Here is a 13,580-nt window from a genome sequence, read left to right on the forward strand (position 1 = left end):
TGGCGGTTGTGGTGGCCGCCGTCAATCCATCCGCCACCGGATGACGGGGTGCCCCATGCTGACCGAACCCATGTCAATCAGCGCCATGAAGGGCTGAAACGCGGGTTCGGCCATCATTGCCTGCGCCCCCGCCTGTGCGGCGCCCATGTCGGTCCATTCCACCAGATCGGTCCAGGTGCCATCGGGCGCGCCAACCAAACTGCGGCGCAGAAAGCCTGGCTGGCACCGCAGCGGAGCCTCTGTCGCCTTGGCGGCTGCCAGAAATGCCGTGTCAGTTGCGCCTTGCTCTAAGCGAAAGCTGACCATTTCGAGAACCGGGCTGACCATCGTATCGGCACCAGAGGCCGCACGGGCGGAATCGGCCGGGGCAAAGGGCGTGGCAAAGCCCGTCTGGGCAGGAAAAAGTATCTTCATCATTCGTTATCTCCATTCTGCGGCATGAATCGCCGTGAGGGCTTTTTCGCAGAGGGCAACTGACATATAGCTGTCAGCTACATGACCGTACCGCCCGGTTTTCGGTGCCGAATTGGCCTAGGAAGCGGCAGGTTTGGCGGGTATTGGAAAGGATAAGCGGCTGACCTTCACAGGAAGGGGCGGCCCAGCAGGAGGAATTGACATGCTGAACAACATCGGCCTTCCCGGCCTTCTTCTTATCGCCGTTGTGGTGCTGGTCCTGTTCGGACGCGGCAAGATTTCGGGCCTGATGGGCGAAGTGGGCAAGGGCATCACCGCCTTCAAAAAGGGCGTGAAGGATGGCACCGAGGAAATCGAAAACGCCTCGGCCAATGCTGCCAAGGACGTGACGCCTGAAACCGAGAAGGACAAGGCCTGATCCCAGGCCTTGACCGAACCGCCCCTGTGCAAAGGTGCCGGGGCCGTTTCCGCTAGTCCTGAACGGAGCCCACCATGTTCGATCTCGGGATGTCCGAGCTTTTGGTCATCGGCGTCGTCGCGTTGATCGTGATCGGTCCGAAAGACTTGCCGCAGCTGTTCCGCAGCATGGGTAAGTTCACCGCAAAGATGCGGGCGATGGCGCGCGAATTCAGCCGCGCCATGGAGGCCGCTGCCGATGAGGCGGGCGTCAAGGATGTGGCCAAGGATCTGAAGGATGCGACCTCGGCCAAGTCGATGGGCCTTGATAAGGTGCGCGAAGCCGCGGAAAAGTTTGAGAAATGGGATCCGATGAAGAATGCGGCCCGGCCCTCGACCCCGGCAAAACCGGCGGAATCTGCCGTTGCCGAAGAAAAGCCGCGCGGGCCGAATACTGCGGCGCTGGCCGAAAAGCAGGCGGCGCGCAAGGCTGCGGCGATGGATGCGGCTGACAAGCTGAAAAAGGCGGGCGAGACACCGGCTGATCCGGCTCCGGCGGCTGACGCTGCGCCGACCACTCCTCCTCCGAAGGCAGAAGCCTGATGACCAAAGACGAAATCGAAGACAGTTCCGCCCCGCTGGTCGAACATCTGGCCGAGTTGCGTAACCGGCTGATCTGGTCGGCCGTGGCCTTTATCGTGGCGATGGTTCTGTGCTTTGTGGTGGCCGACCCGATCTTGCGGTTCCTGTTGCGCCCGATCGAAGAGGCGATGCGGGCCTTGGGCAATCCCAATCCGGTGATGCAATACACGGCGCCGCAGGAATATTTCTTTACGCTGGTGCGGATTTCGATGGTGGGCGGCCTTGCGCTGTCCTTTCCAGTTATCGGCTATCAACTGTGGCGGTTCATCGCACCGGGTCTTTATCGCAGCGAAAAGGCCGCGTTTCTGCCGTTTCTGATTGCGTCGCCCGTTTTGTTCATGATCGGGGCGACCTTTTCGCATTACGTCGTGACGCCCTTGGCGATGAACTTCTTTCTGGGCTTTGCCGATGCATCTTCGGTGTTGACCGGGTTGATCCCGGCCTTGGTGGGTGAAGTGCCAGCCGATGCGATCAGTGAGGCTGTCACCGACACGGGATCGACCAGCGAAGGCATCAGCATCGTTTTCCAAGGCAAGGTCAACGAGACGCTGGATGTGTCCTTGAAGCTGATCATCGCCTTTGGCCTTTGCTTTCAGTTGCCGGTTCTGCTGACGCTGATGGGCAAGGCAGGGTTGATTTCGTCCAAGGGACTGGCCGGCATGCGGAAATATGCGGTGGTGATGATCCTGATCGTGGCCGCGCTGGTGACGCCACCCGATGTCATGAGCCAGATGATCCTGTTTTTCGCGGTTTATCCGCTTTATGAGGTTTCGATCTTCCTGATCCGCCGGATCGAAACGAAGCGCGAGGCTGAATTGCGGGCTCAAGGTCTGTGGGAAGACGAGGACGACGACACGGAAGAAGAAAAGACCGCATGACTGACGACGCGCTGACCCGTATTGCCGAGGCCTTGGAGCGCCTTGCCCCGGCACCCATGCCCGCCCCTGATTTTTCATCGGCCGATGCCTTTGCGTGGCATACGTCACCCGACCGTCTGGAGCCGGTGGCGAAGGTCAGCCGCGTCGATATCAGCCTTTTGGTGGGCGTGAACCGCTCGCGCGATACGCTTTTGGAAAACACCCGCCATTTCGCCAAGGGCCTGCCTGCGAACAACGCGCTTCTTTGGGGCGCGCGCGGCATGGGCAAATCGAGCCTTGTCAAGGCGGTTCATGCCAAGATCGTCACGGAAGGCCTGCCCCTTAAGATCGTGGAATTGAGCCGAGAAGACCTGCCATCGGTGCAGCGCCTTCTGGCCCATTTGCGGGGAACAGAGGCGCGGTTCATTCTATTTTGCGACGACCTTTCGTTTAGCCATGACGACCAGCATTACAAATCGCTGAAGGCGGTGCTGGATGGCGGGATCGAAGGGCGGCCGGAAAATGTGCTGTTCTATGCGACCAGCAACCGGCGCCATCTGATGCCGCGTGACATGATCGAGAATGAACGGTCAAGCGCGATCAACCCATCGGAAGCGGTGGAGGAAAAGGTTTCCCTGTCGGACAGGTTTGGGCTTTGGCTGGGTTTCCATCCCTGCAGTCAGGATGAGTATCTGGACATGATCCGGGGATATTGTGCAGCCTATGGCGTGGCCATCAGTGAAGACCGGCTTTGGGCCGAGGCGATCGAATGGCAGGCGACGCGTGGGGCGCGGTCTGGCCGGGTGGCCTGGCAGTTCTTCTGCGATCTTGCGGCGCGTGAAGGCGTGCGGATCTGATAAGAGAGATTGCGCCGCGTGCCGAGTCGCCGAAGGAAGGGGGCTCTGCCCCCTGTTCGCATTTTGGACGAGGCCAAAATGCTGACCCCCGGGATATTTAAGCCAAGATAAAGGCGGCGCCTTGGTGGCGATTATTGCAGGAATGGCATCGGATCCGTGCTGTCGACACCACGGCGGACCTCGAAATGGAGGAAGCTAGGGGTGCCTGCACGGACCTTGGCAATGGTCTGGCCCCGGCTGACGGTGTCCCCCTTCTTGACTGTGATCGCATCGACGCCCGCATAGACGGTGAGGATGTTGCCGTCATGGCGGATCACGATGATCGGGGTTTGTTCGGTATCCTTGGTGATGGCAGCGACCGTGCCAGCATTGGCAGCCTTGACCGCCGTGCCTGCCGGGGCTGAAATGTCAATGCCGTCATTCTTGCCCTTGGCATAGGGGCGGATGATGGCCCCTGCGACGGGCATTTGCATCTTTGACGCGCTGGCCGAGGTCTGCTGGCTGCCGAGATTGGGGGAAGCCGGGGCCTCCTTGGGCTTTTCAGCGGCGGGGGTGGTTTTCTCAGCAGGCAGGGGTTTGGTGGCCGACGGCGGAACCGGTGTGGGCGAGCCTGCGCCGGGGGCCGAGGCCGCGGCAGCACCGACCGGGGCGGGCGCATTGGCGACCGGGATGATCAGGTACTGGCCTTCGCGCACGGCGAGATCGGTGCCAAGCCCGTTCCATTCGCCAAGCGCCTTGGCGGAGACATTGTAGAGCCGTGCGATGGAGAAGGCGGTTTCGCCGCGACGCACCTGATGGCGGACCGGTTCCGAGGCGGTGCGGGGCGTTGTCGTGGCGGCGGGTGGTGTGGGGGTGCCTACGCGGTCAAGCGCTGTTGTCGCAATGGCCGAAACATCGACCGCGCCCGGTGCCGCGCCTATGGTTGCGCCGGTTGCTGGAAGACCCTGAACCCGACCACCATCTTCGATCCGGCGGGGGAGAGCGAGGATCTCGCCTTCGCGCAGCGGATCGGTTGGCATCAGCGCGTTATAGCGGGCTAGGTCGTCTGGTGTCAGGCCGATGCGGGCCGCGACCGAACCCACAGTATCGCCGCGACGGGCGACGACGACCTGATAGCCGGGGTAAGAGATGACTCCGCGGCTGTCAGGTGCAGGTCGGCGGGCGGTGGCCTGCAATGCCGCATTGCTGGTGTCGAGCGCCCCGCCGCCGCCGCGCAAATCCCAATCAAGTCCGGTTGGGGTGCAGGCGCTGAGCGCTGCAATGCTGCACACAAATCCGATTGCACGGGCGCGCGGGGTAATAGGGGTCATGCTCTGCCTCTTCTTTGACTTGGGCAGTATGTTCTGCCCTTTGTTACGCCTGTTCGCCAAGGGTAAACCCTTAGCCACATCTAATCACTTGCCAGCCCTTCGATCAGCGGCACGAACCGGACCGGGCGCAGCTCTTCGTATTCGAAACCACGCTCGGTGCGGGTGACCTTGATCAGGCTTTGCACCGTATCGGACTGACCGACCGGCACAACCATGATACCGCCAAGTTTCAGTTGCGCCAATAGGGGGCCGGGCGGGTCTTCGGCGGCGGCGGTCACAATGATACGATCAAAGGGGGCCTGTTCCGGCAAGCCAAAACTGCCATCGGCCGAAAATGCCGTGATATTCACCAAGCCAAGGTTGCGGAAAACATGCTGCGCTTCGGCCACCAGTTTGCGGTGGCGGTCGACCGTATAGACCCGGCGGCAAAGCTGGCTGAGGATGGCGGCCTGATAGCCCGAACCTGTTCCGACCTCTAGCACCGTGTCGCGCGGCTGCACGTTCAGTGCCTGTGTCATCAGCCCCACGACCGAGGGCTGGCTGATGGTCTGACCGCAGGCGATGGGAAGCGGCATGTCTTCATAGGCGCGGTCTGCAAAATGGCCGCGCACGAACTGGCCGCGGTCGATCCGCTCCATCGCCGTCAAAACCCGGCCATCTGTCACGCCCCGAGAGCGCAGTGCATAAAGAAACCGCATCTTGCGTTCGGCGTCCGAGGTATCGGGTTCGCCTTCCCCCATCATGCCAGCCGCGCCTCAAGATCTGAAAGAAGATCATGGGCCGTCAGATCGGCGCGCATCGGTGTCACGCTGATATAGCCGTCAAGGTTCACCGCCGCATCTGTGCCCGGAAGGGTCGGGCGGTGCTGAGGCCCCCCTTTGACCCAAAGATAGCGCCGCCCGGTGGGGGAGAGGTTGGGTTCAACCGAAAATGACGTGTCGCGCCGAAAGCCCTGAGCGGCGACCTTGATGCCCTTGACCAGATGGGCGGCCATGGGTGGGAAGTTCACGTTGTAGAAGACGCGGTAATCGTCATTTGTCCACAGGCCTTTGTCCAAAAGGCTGCGAACAACATTGGCGCCATGGGTGGCCGAGGCCTGAAACGGCGTATCCAGATCCTCGGTGCCGCGGCCAAGGAATTGCGACATGGCAATGGCAGGAATGCCTTGCAGGGCGGCTTCCATCGCGCCGCCGATGGTGCCGGAATAAAGCGTGTTCTCTGCAGCGTTGTTGCCCCGGTTGACACCCGACAACACCAGATCGGGCTTTGCCCCGTCCAGCACGTCATAGATCCCGGCCAGCACGCAATCGGCGGGGCTGCCTTCGGCGGCGTAACGGCGCTCGGACAGGCGGGCAATCATCATCGGGTGGGAATAGCTGATGCAATGACCGACGCCCGATTGTTCAAAGGCGGGGGCCACGGTCCAGACCTCGCCGTTTGGCCCCGCGATTTCCTGGGCGATGGCGGTCAGAACCTCCAGCCCCGGAGCGTTGATGCCGTCATCATTGGTGATCAGAATGCGCATGAAATCGTCCCTTTCCCCTTGATTAGACGAGCAGGCCGCAAGCGGCAAGGGCGGCGCGCAAGGTTTGGTGTTCTGCCTTGACAGAGCTGAGCCAAGCCGCCTTGTCTGGGGGCTGGATACCAGCGGGAAAAGCCGACGATGACCGATCTTTCAGACCTGATTGCGTTGCGCCACAGTTTACATCGCCACCCGGAAGTGTCGCGCGCTGAACAGGCAACGGCCGCCTTGATTGCGAAAGAGCTGCAATCGCTTCAAGCCGCCGAGGTGATTGAAGGTCTGGGTGGGCATGGTGTGGCAGCGGTATTCCACGGGCGCGGCGAAGGGCCGACCGTGATGCTGCGGGCGGAACTGGATGCCTTGCCCATCGCGGAGACCTCAGGCGTAGGTCATGCCAGCCTGCTTCCGGGGCGCGGTCATCTTTGCGGTCATGACGGTCATATGGCCATTCTGATGGGCGTGGCGCAGAAGGTGGCGCTGCGGCCTTTGGCGCGGGGGCGGCTGGTCTGCCTGTTCCAGCCTGCCGAGGAAGACGGCTCGGGTGCCGCGGCGGTCTTGGCCGATCCGGCCTTTGCGGCCTTGCGCCCGGATTGGGCCTTTGCGCTGCACAATATGCCGGGCCAGCCTTTGGGTGCGGCGCGTGTTTCCGCGGGGCCTTCGAATTGCGCCTCGGTCGGGCTGCGGTTGCGGTTCTTGGGGCGCACGGCCCATGCGGCCACGCCGCAGACTGGACTTTCGCCCGTGCCCGCCGTTTTGGCGCTGGTGCCTGCGGTGCAGGCGCTTAGCCGTGATCAGGCGCTGGTTCCGGGCTTTCGGTTGGTGACCTTGACCCATGTTCGGATCGGAGAGCCGACTTTTGGCATCGCGCCGGGCGAGGCCGAGGTGTTTCTGACGCTACGTTGCATGCTGGACGCAGATATGGCTGCGCTGAGGGCGGAAGTCATGCGCCTGGCCGAGGCGGAGGCTGCGGCACATGGGCTGGAGTTGATGGTAGACTGGCACGACGATTTTGCCGCCTGCCATAACGATGCCGAGGCCGTCGCGCGGATAGAGAAGGCCCTTTTGGAAACGGGAACCCCGTTTGGCCCCGCAGAAACGATGCGGGCATCTGAGGATTTCGGGCGTTTTGGCGGGAGCGGAACAAAGTCGGCGATGTTCCTGCTGGGCGCGGGAGAGCAGCATCCGGCGTTGCATGATCCGAACTATGATTTCCCTGATGCAATCATTCCGGTCGGTGTTGCTGTGTTTACGGCCTTGGTGGAGGATTTGCTGGATTAGCGCGGCTTCGCGCATTCCCGCACAGTGGTCGCGCGGCGGCGGTAGGTGAATTTCTGGCGGGGAGGGCTATCTTGTTCGCAAAGGAACAGGAGGCTGTCATGAGTTGGAACCCTGCGCTGGACCCGTCGATCCCGATCGGTGATGCTGTTGATGCAATTGAAGCGGTCATCGTTCCGCGGGCGCGCGATATCGGCGGGTTCGAGGTGCGGCGCGCCTTGCCCTCGGTGCAGCGGCAGATGGTGGGTCCGTTCATTTTCTTCGATCAGATGGGCCCCGCCGAGTTCTTGACCGGACAAGGGATTGATGTGCGTCCCCATCCGCATATCGGGTTGGGGACTGTCACCTATCTGATGAAGGGACGCATCCATCACCGGGATTCGCTGGGCACGGATTCGTGGATTGAACCGGGGGCGGTGAACTGGATGCTGGCGGGGCAGGGCATTACCCATTCCGAACGGCAAGATGAAGCACAGCGGCAGAGCCCGCATGATCTGTTTGGTTTGCAGACATGGCTGGCCCTTCCCTTGGACCGCGAGGATGATCCGGCGGCGTTCCATCACGCCCCGAAATCCGACCTGCCGGTTCTGAAAGGTGAGGGCAAAGAGGTGCGCGTGATTCTGGGCGATGTCTACGGGGCCTCGGCGCCGGTGCCCTTGGGGTTCGAGACCTTTTATGCTGACGCGATCCTGAAACCCGGGGCTTCGATTCCCTTGCCCGACAATCACGAGGATCGGGGCGTCTATGTTTTGCAGGGTGAGCTCACGGTTGCGGGGCAGAACTTTGAGGCCGGACGAATGCTGGTCTTTCGTCCGGGTGATCGGGTGTCGGTGAAAGCAGGCGATCAGGGGGCGCGGGTCATGCTGTTGGGCGGCGCGACGATGGAAGGGCCGCGTCATATCTGGTGGAACTTTGTGGCCTCTTCCAAAGAACGTCTGGAGGCCGCAAAAGAGGCGTGGCGGGCGGGGGATTGGGCGCATGGGCGTTTCAAGTTGCCGCCGGGGGATGATCAGGAATTCATTCCGGCTCCGCCCCGGTAAGAAGGGGAAGAAAATCGTCACGCACCCGCTTGACGCCGCCGAAAGGCTTCTCTATCAGACGCCCCACGAAGACTGCGCGGTTGTAGCTCAGTTGGTTAGAGTACCGGCCTGTCACGCCGGGGGTCGCGGGTTCGAGCCCCGTCAACCGCGCCACTTCGTAAACGAAAGGGCCCCTGCGAAAGCGGGGGCCTTTCGCATTTGTGGCCCCGCTCGCTAAGCGTCCCCGTCGGGGACGCAAAATGGACCCAATCTTTTCAAAGACTTGGCGGCGCATCTTTACGGGTTTTTAACAACTGCCCGTCCTTTCCCGCTTTGAGGTCCAAAGTTGCAGGCGTCCGCCCATTTCCTGCTTGACGCCCCCCAAGGCAGGGGATAATCAGCCCCTATCGCGCGGTTGTAGCTCAGTTGGTTAGAGTACCGGCCTGTCACGCCGGGGGTCGCGGGTTCGAGCCCCGTCAACCGCGCCACTTCTCCAAAACCCCTGCCGGAAACGGCGGGGGTTTTTGGTTTTCCGGCCCCCGCTTTTGCCATATGCAACTGTTTGAATGTGTGTTAGGTCAGACGCAGAAATTGCCTGCACAGGCCTATACACGGAGCCGCCATGAGCCTGCTGGACCAGATTCCCCTGCATTTCGTCATTCTGGCGGCGCTGACGCTTGGTCTCGCGCCCTTCTTTCCAGAGCCGCATCTGATGGAGAAGCTGCGAATGCTGGCGCAGGGAACATTGACCAAGCCGATTGACGTCTTTGACCTGCTGCTGCACGCAACCCCGTGGTTGGTGCTGGCGGCAAAATTGGTGCGCTTGGCCTTGGCCCGTTAACCCAGAAGGCGCGGGTCGAACGGGTATTTGGTCAGGTTTTCAAAACCGGTTTCGGTGATCAGAACCTGTTCTTCCAGCTTGATCGAGAAATCGCCGTCTTCGGGGCTGGCCAAGACCTCGACACAAAGCACCATCCCGGCCTCAAGCGGGTAGTCGAAAGCGCCTTCGACCATCTGGTCAGGATAGGCCACCAGCGGCCATTCATCGCAAAGACCGACGCCATGCATCATGCAGCCGTATTTCTGTTTTTGCATTTGGTCTGGCAGGCGGTGGCAGTTGCGGGAAAGATCCCCGATCATCACGCCAGGCTTTAGCATATTCATATTGTGTTCAATATGTTCCAAGCCGATCTTCATGGTGTCAATCATGTCTTGGCGGGGCTTTTCGTCACCAATCCACCATGTGCGGCTGATGTCGATGCAAATGCCGTAGCTGCCGATCAGGTCGGTATCGAACGCGACGATTTCGTTGTTCTGGACAGTGCGCGGGCCACATTCCTGAAACCACGGATTTGTTCGGGGGCCGGAGGCGAGGAGCCGGGTTTCGATCCATTCGCCACCGCGCCGGATGTTTTCGGCATGAAGAACGGCCCAGATGTCGTCTTCTGTCATGTCGCCCTTGGGCACCCCGGCACGGGCGGCCTTTTCCATTTCGGCAATGGCGGCTTCGCAGGCGTGATGGGCGCAGCGCATGGCACGAATTTCGTCTGGCCCTTTGATGGCGCGGGTCTTTTCGGTCAGCTCCTCGCCCGGCAGGACGGTGAAGCCCTGTGCCTCCAGCGCGCGCAGGCCGTGCAGCATGACCTTATCGACACCAAGACGCATATTGCCGCCGCCATGTTCGCGTATCAGGTCGCGGACTTCGCGGCTGAACTGATCTGCGGCAATATCTAGGCGGTCCCCCCTGTCGAAATAGAACAGATCCGCGCCCGAGCGTTGTTCGCGCACAAGCGCATTGAAGCGCGACAGGAACATGGCCTGTTTGTAGTCCCAGACCACCATGTAGCCATCGGCGCAAACAAGGCAGGCGCGAAAGGCGTTGTGGGTGTTCCACAACTGCATATTGGTCGAGTCGGTGGCGTAGCGGATGTTCAGCGGATCAAACATCAGGATGCCGCCGTAATCGCGGTCATTGACGGCGCGGGTCAGGCGGTTCCAGCGAAATTCTCGCATCCGTTCCAGATTGGGCAGGATGAGACCGGCATTTTCCCATTCTTTCAAGGCAAGGGGGGTGGGGCCGATTTCGACGCGGTCATTGTCGTTCAAGCTGCCATCATCAAGGCGGGGGCCTTTGGTCGGGTCGATCTTGCGGCGTTCGACATAGTGGCGGTTCATCGGCTGTGCCCCTTGTTCGGATTTCGACGATGGTGAAAGCCGGGCGGCTGTGGGGCTTTGCCGCAAGCGACCTGCGCGTGTCGGAATGGGGCTATCGGCTGCGGGGAAAGCTGGGCTAGGGATAGGGAATGGAACGTGTTTTGCAGAAATCCTTGCCCTTTGCCCCCTGGGCCGATGCGCGGACTCGGCGGTTGCCGGGGATCCTGCCTTTGGACATGGGGGATTGGCTGCGCGTAGATGATGCCTTTGCGGCGCAGATGGCGCTGCGAGAGCGGCTTTTGGCGGAGCGGCCAGACGAGGTCTTGGGCGAAACGGCACAGTCTGCGCCAGCGGTGGCAGAGCTTTATGACTTTGTTCTGGACCGTTTGCCCGACGGCTTTTCGCGGGATGGCGATGCTGTGACGCGGCCGGACGGGGTGACGGTGGTGTTGGACCCGGAGCGCAAGCTGTGGACGCTGGGCCATCTGGTGCAGGAAGACCTGTGCCTGATGGAGGAGGACGGGGCTGGAGAACATCTTTTATCGGCAGCGGTCCTGTGCTTTCCCGCAGGTTGGACGCTGCATGAAAAGCTGGGCCGGGCGATGATGCGGATTCATGTGCCCGTGGCCAAATATACCGAAGATGTTGGCAAGCGTGTGCAGCGGTTGATGGATGCGGTGCGCGAGGAAAACCCGCTGTGGCGGGCCAATGCGCACCATTCGCGGGCACCGCTTTTCAACCCGCTGCGGGAAGACGCGGCAAAGGACACGGTTGAGCAGGGCGAGATGCCCTTTATCCGGTCAGAGCGGCAATGCCTGATCCGGCTGCCGAAAACGCGGGCGGTTCTGTTTTCGATCCATACCTATCTGGTCGATCGCAAGGATCTGACACCTGACCAAGAGGCCGGCCTGCTGGAATTTCCAATTCACCGGGCAGAATGATTGGGGCTGCGAATTAGGCTATAAACCGGTTCACAAGCCGATAGAAGAACCGCGCCACAACGTTTGAATTCGTCTTTCCCAAGAACTCATCGGAAGCAACGTCGGGAATGTAGCCGTCGCGGGAGACCGCGCTTACGTGGTTTTTTCCCCAGTCGGAAAAAAGCGCCGAGATGACTCTCCGGCCTTCCTCAGGGGGATTTCCATCAGGCGTCAAGAAGCCAAACGGATCGTCCAAGGGTTCAGCAGGACGATCATTCCGCGCCTTGTCCGAAAACGCCGCGGAAGCAGGTTCGGCATCCATCAAGAACAGCTTTGAAAGCGACATCGTAGACCACCTAATCGTCTGGACACCAAACCAAACGTTTTGTTGCACATGAACTAATTGTCGCTCAACTACCGCAAAGGGTTGGAGAGTATATACAAAGGGTGATCAAAATACCCGTTCGGATAGGATTTCTACTCAGAAGGCTTGCGAGCTGCCGAGGTGGATCAGGGAGAGCATGCCAAACACGCTGGCTGCGACGCGGGGCCAAGGCATCTGAAGGACTTCGCCGACGTGGCGTTGGGCGTTATCACGGTGATAGGCGCTGATTTCTTCGCGTACGGCTTCCATCGGACGACGATTCTTTGCGCGGAACAGGCTGACAGCCTGAGACATGCACTCGTCCGAGATCTCGGGGCAGGAGTCGTCAAACATGTTGTCGATCCGGGGAATGTCAGCCGAAGGGAGGCAGGCCCGGACCCGGATACGGGCTTTGCGGACACGTGCATCCACGGGACGAAGATCGCCAAGATCGGCGAAGATGTTCTCGATCTGGCTGTCCTCGGTCTCGGTCTTACGCGGAGATTGAGGGAAGAGCGGGACCACGACAGCTTGACGAGCGCGGCGGGTTTCGGTCGAAACCGTCGCTCTGGCATCCGGACGATCAGTCCGAGGCATTCCGTTTACTGGACGAACGCGACGCACCTGTGTCATGGCTTGGCTCCTTTAACATTTGCGGTTTTGCCCGCTTGAGAAAGATGCCTTCAGACGGCGCCGCCGTCACGCGGACAGGCGACTAGGTTTCCGTCCCCGATCGGAGGGATCATACAGCCATTTGTCTATGATTGGTTAACAAAGGGACTGTTTGGGCCCGTGAACGACGCCCGACGACAGTCGGATTCGGGCGTGGCGCCAGTTTGATCTGGTCAAAAAGCTGATTCAGGACGCCCGGATGCTTGGCCAGTTCGACCCACGATTCGTCAACATCATCGCGGTTCTTGCGCGCTGCATGGGCGAGGGCGAAGGAAAGAATGTTCGACATGGGACCTACTCAGACAAGACCTGTTTTGCCAGTCTGTCACCGAATGCGCCGATAACAAGGCAATCAGATGACAATCCGAGAGTTGCAGGAAAATCGTTTCGTTTTCGTAAACCATGTTGCGAAAAGGACTCAGGACTGCCGCGCCAAAAACAAAGCGATGTCAAAGCGCTGGCGCGGAGCGCCCTGATTGTTTCCGGATCTCCGGTCAGTCCTCGACTTCGATGCGGTCGTAACCCGCAACGGACAGAGCTGAACCATCCGGTCCGGTTCGGGTGACCAAGAGCACCAGCCCCAGATCTGGGTTGAAGGCTTTTTCAAAAGTGATGGGCTCCATTCCATCAAGCTCCATCACTTCTTGGACACGCCAGACACCGTAGCGGCAATCTCCGATTTCGACGCGCCCGAGACCCAGAAATTCCAGCTTGTTCGTGCCTTTGGTCTGGGCCACGCCGTCGCGGTAGAGAACGACATTGGCACGCCATCCCTGACGGCTGGGCAATTGGTCCAGCCACTCTAGCGGGTTGCCCTTGTAGCGAAAGCTGAGCGTCACACCATCGCTGACCCTTTCCCCAACGATCAGGGGGTGCGGATAGAGGTAATTGGCCTCATCAGGCCCTTCGGGCCATTGGGTAAGCCGGTGTTGGGTTACCCCTTTATCGGTGCGCGTAAAGCGTTCGGTCGAGGGTGGGTTCTCGCTGGTCAACACGGCGACTTGCCCTGGTTCCAGCCGGTATGGGCAGGCAACGGCGGGCAGGGCGGTCAGGCAAAGGAAAAGCGGGAAAAAGCGAAGCATGAAATTCTTCCACGGAATGACAATCCCGGGAGTGTAGGCCAAGGGGGGCATTCTGCAATCATGGATTTCGCCAGCAGCAGAACGAAAAAGGGCGCC

The 13,580-nt window shown here is 60.6% G+C and carries 17 protein-coding genes and 2 tRNA genes; 10 read left to right on the forward strand and 9 right to left on the reverse strand.

Annotation, left to right across the window (positions count from 1 at the left end; translation table 11 throughout):
• Positions 1-21: 21 nt before the first annotated feature.
• Positions 22-417 carry a hypothetical protein gene (locus tag ACSBLW_RS03025; RefSeq protein WP_435258764.1) on the reverse strand — a complete coding sequence of 132 codons (396 nt, stop codon included), beginning with the start codon at positions 415-417 and terminating at the stop codon, positions 22-24.
• A 199-nt stretch (positions 418-616) separates the two neighbouring features.
• Between ACSBLW_RS03025 and ACSBLW_RS03030 the strand changes: the two genes are divergently transcribed.
• The 4 genes from ACSBLW_RS03030 (at position 617) to ACSBLW_RS03045 (ending at position 3,166) form a co-directional block, all read left to right on the forward strand.
• Positions 617-832, forward strand: a complete 216-nt coding sequence (locus ACSBLW_RS03030; RefSeq protein ID WP_435258765.1) for a twin-arginine translocase TatA/TatE family subunit — start codon at positions 617-619, stop codon at positions 830-832.
• 74 nt (positions 833-906) lie between these two features.
• Positions 907-1,413 (forward strand): Sec-independent protein translocase protein TatB, encoded by a 507-nt coding sequence (gene tatB, locus ACSBLW_RS03035; protein WP_435258766.1) that lies wholly within the window; start codon positions 907-909, stop codon positions 1,411-1,413.
• A complete protein-coding gene (gene tatC / locus ACSBLW_RS03040; RefSeq protein WP_435258767.1) occupies positions 1,413-2,330 on the forward strand; it encodes a twin-arginine translocase subunit TatC in 918 nt (305 codons plus the stop codon). The genes tatB and tatC overlap by 1 nt, the downstream gene beginning before the upstream one ends.
• On the forward strand, positions 2,327-3,166 hold the full coding sequence (locus ACSBLW_RS03045; protein WP_435258768.1) for an ATP-binding protein: 840 nt from the start codon (positions 2,327-2,329) through the stop codon (positions 3,164-3,166). Before tatC ends, ACSBLW_RS03045 begins: the two co-directional genes overlap by 4 nt.
• A 131-nt stretch (positions 3,167-3,297) precedes the next feature.
• On the opposite strand, the gene ACSBLW_RS03050 is transcribed toward ACSBLW_RS03045, so the two are convergent.
• From ACSBLW_RS03050 to surE, 3 genes are all read right to left on the reverse strand, one after another.
• Positions 3,298-4,476 carry a peptidoglycan DD-metalloendopeptidase family protein gene (locus tag ACSBLW_RS03050; protein ID WP_435258769.1) on the reverse strand — a complete coding sequence of 393 codons (1,179 nt, stop codon included), beginning with the start codon at positions 4,474-4,476 and terminating at the stop codon, positions 3,298-3,300.
• A gap of 80 nt (positions 4,477-4,556) precedes the next feature.
• A complete protein-coding gene (locus ACSBLW_RS03055; RefSeq protein WP_435260030.1) occupies positions 4,557-5,216 on the reverse strand; it encodes a protein-L-isoaspartate(D-aspartate) O-methyltransferase in 660 nt (219 codons plus the stop codon).
• Positions 5,216-6,001: a 5'/3'-nucleotidase SurE gene (gene surE / locus ACSBLW_RS03060; RefSeq protein ID WP_435258770.1), complete on the reverse strand. Its 786-nt coding sequence runs from the start codon at positions 5,999-6,001 to the stop codon at positions 5,216-5,218. The genes ACSBLW_RS03055 and surE overlap by 1 nt, the downstream gene beginning before the upstream one ends.
• A gap of 138 nt (positions 6,002-6,139) precedes the next feature.
• On the opposite strand from surE, the gene ACSBLW_RS03065 reads away from it, so the two are divergent.
• The 5 genes from ACSBLW_RS03065 (at position 6,140) to ACSBLW_RS03085 (ending at position 9,133) form a co-directional block, all read left to right on the forward strand.
• Positions 6,140-7,276 (forward strand): amidohydrolase, encoded by a 1,137-nt coding sequence (locus ACSBLW_RS03065; protein ID WP_435258771.1) that lies wholly within the window; start codon positions 6,140-6,142, stop codon positions 7,274-7,276.
• Between the two features lie 98 nt (positions 7,277-7,374).
• Entirely contained in the window at positions 7,375-8,313 is a 939-nt protein-coding gene (locus ACSBLW_RS03070; protein ID WP_435258772.1) for a pirin family protein, read from the forward strand.
• A gap of 76 nt (positions 8,314-8,389) precedes the next feature.
• Positions 8,390-8,466, forward strand: a tRNA-Asp gene (locus ACSBLW_RS03075).
• A 237-nt stretch (positions 8,467-8,703) separates the two neighbouring features.
• A tRNA-Asp gene (locus tag ACSBLW_RS03080) sits at positions 8,704-8,780 on the forward strand.
• A 134-nt stretch (positions 8,781-8,914) separates the two neighbouring features.
• Positions 8,915-9,133 carry an RND transporter gene (locus ACSBLW_RS03085; protein WP_435258773.1) on the forward strand — a complete coding sequence of 73 codons (219 nt, stop codon included), beginning with the start codon at positions 8,915-8,917 and terminating at the stop codon, positions 9,131-9,133.
• On the opposite strand, the gene dddP is transcribed toward ACSBLW_RS03085, so the two are convergent.
• On the reverse strand, positions 9,130-10,467 hold the full coding sequence (gene dddP, locus ACSBLW_RS03090) for a dimethylsulfonioproprionate lyase DddP (protein ID WP_435258774.1): 1,338 nt from the start codon (positions 10,465-10,467) through the stop codon (positions 9,130-9,132). The two genes, ACSBLW_RS03085 and dddP, sit on opposite strands and share 4 nt — an antisense overlap.
• A 128-nt stretch (positions 10,468-10,595) precedes the next feature.
• Here dddP and ACSBLW_RS03095 point away from each other — a divergent pair, with 128 nt between their 5' ends.
• On the forward strand, positions 10,596-11,387 hold the full coding sequence (locus ACSBLW_RS03095) for a heme-dependent oxidative N-demethylase family protein (RefSeq protein ID WP_435258775.1): 792 nt from the start codon (positions 10,596-10,598) through the stop codon (positions 11,385-11,387).
• A gap of 13 nt (positions 11,388-11,400) precedes the next feature.
• On the opposite strand, the gene ACSBLW_RS03100 is transcribed toward ACSBLW_RS03095, so the two are convergent.
• The 4 genes from ACSBLW_RS03100 to ACSBLW_RS03115 all read right to left on the reverse strand — a co-directional run bounded on the left by ACSBLW_RS03100 (position 11,401) and on the right by ACSBLW_RS03115 (position 13,484).
• Positions 11,401-11,691 carry a hypothetical protein gene (locus ACSBLW_RS03100; RefSeq protein ID WP_435258776.1) on the reverse strand — a complete coding sequence of 97 codons (291 nt, stop codon included), beginning with the start codon at positions 11,689-11,691 and terminating at the stop codon, positions 11,401-11,403.
• Positions 11,692-11,847: 156 nt separating this feature from the next.
• Positions 11,848-12,363 (reverse strand): hypothetical protein, encoded by a 516-nt coding sequence (locus ACSBLW_RS03105; RefSeq protein WP_435258777.1) that lies wholly within the window; start codon positions 12,361-12,363, stop codon positions 11,848-11,850.
• A gap of 109 nt (positions 12,364-12,472) precedes the next feature.
• Positions 12,473-12,691 carry a hypothetical protein gene (locus tag ACSBLW_RS03110; RefSeq protein WP_435258778.1) on the reverse strand — a complete coding sequence of 73 codons (219 nt, stop codon included), beginning with the start codon at positions 12,689-12,691 and terminating at the stop codon, positions 12,473-12,475.
• Between the two features lie 205 nt (positions 12,692-12,896).
• A complete protein-coding gene (locus ACSBLW_RS03115; protein WP_435258779.1) occupies positions 12,897-13,484 on the reverse strand; it encodes a hypothetical protein in 588 nt (195 codons plus the stop codon).
• Between the last annotated feature and the right edge of the window lie 96 nt (positions 13,485-13,580).

The organism is Thioclava sp. FR2 (assembly GCF_051200875.1).
In the GTDB taxonomy this organism is placed as follows: domain Bacteria; phylum Pseudomonadota; class Alphaproteobacteria; order Rhodobacterales; family Rhodobacteraceae; genus Pseudotabrizicola.

Bases quoted from the DNA above. Each gene is read 5' to 3' on its own strand.
- ACSBLW_RS03025 (WP_435258764.1), bottom strand. From the start codon at position 417: ATGATGAAGATACTTTTTCCTGCCCAGACGGGCTTTGCCACGCCCTTT.
- ACSBLW_RS03030 (WP_435258765.1), top strand. From the start codon at position 617: ATGCTGAACAACATCGGCCTTCCCGGCCTTCTTCTTATCGCCGTTGTG.
- tatB (WP_435258766.1), top strand. From the start codon at position 907: ATGTTCGATCTCGGGATGTCCGAGCTTTTGGTCATCGGCGTCGTCGCG.
- tatC (WP_435258767.1), top strand. From the start codon at position 1,413: ATGACCAAAGACGAAATCGAAGACAGTTCCGCCCCGCTGGTCGAACAT.
- ACSBLW_RS03045 (WP_435258768.1), top strand. From the start codon at position 2,327: ATGACTGACGACGCGCTGACCCGTATTGCCGAGGCCTTGGAGCGCCTT.
- ACSBLW_RS03050 (WP_435258769.1), bottom strand. From the start codon at position 4,476: ATGACCCCTATTACCCCGCGCGCCCGTGCAATCGGATTTGTGTGCAGC.
- ACSBLW_RS03055 (WP_435260030.1), bottom strand. From the start codon at position 5,216: ATGGGGGAAGGCGAACCCGATACCTCGGACGCCGAACGCAAGATGCGG.
- surE (WP_435258770.1), bottom strand. From the start codon at position 6,001: ATGCGCATTCTGATCACCAATGATGACGGCATCAACGCTCCGGGGCTG.
- ACSBLW_RS03065 (WP_435258771.1), top strand. From the start codon at position 6,140: ATGACCGATCTTTCAGACCTGATTGCGTTGCGCCACAGTTTACATCGC.
- ACSBLW_RS03070 (WP_435258772.1), top strand. From the start codon at position 7,375: ATGAGTTGGAACCCTGCGCTGGACCCGTCGATCCCGATCGGTGATGCT.
- ACSBLW_RS03085 (WP_435258773.1), top strand. From the start codon at position 8,915: ATGAGCCTGCTGGACCAGATTCCCCTGCATTTCGTCATTCTGGCGGCG.
- dddP (WP_435258774.1), bottom strand. From the start codon at position 10,467: ATGAACCGCCACTATGTCGAACGCCGCAAGATCGACCCGACCAAAGGC.
- ACSBLW_RS03095 (WP_435258775.1), top strand. From the start codon at position 10,596: ATGGAACGTGTTTTGCAGAAATCCTTGCCCTTTGCCCCCTGGGCCGAT.
- ACSBLW_RS03105 (WP_435258777.1), bottom strand. From the start codon at position 12,363: ATGACACAGGTGCGTCGCGTTCGTCCAGTAAACGGAATGCCTCGGACT.
- ACSBLW_RS03110 (WP_435258778.1), bottom strand. From the start codon at position 12,691: ATGTCGAACATTCTTTCCTTCGCCCTCGCCCATGCAGCGCGCAAGAAC.
- ACSBLW_RS03115 (WP_435258779.1), bottom strand. From the start codon at position 13,484: ATGCTTCGCTTTTTCCCGCTTTTCCTTTGCCTGACCGCCCTGCCCGCC.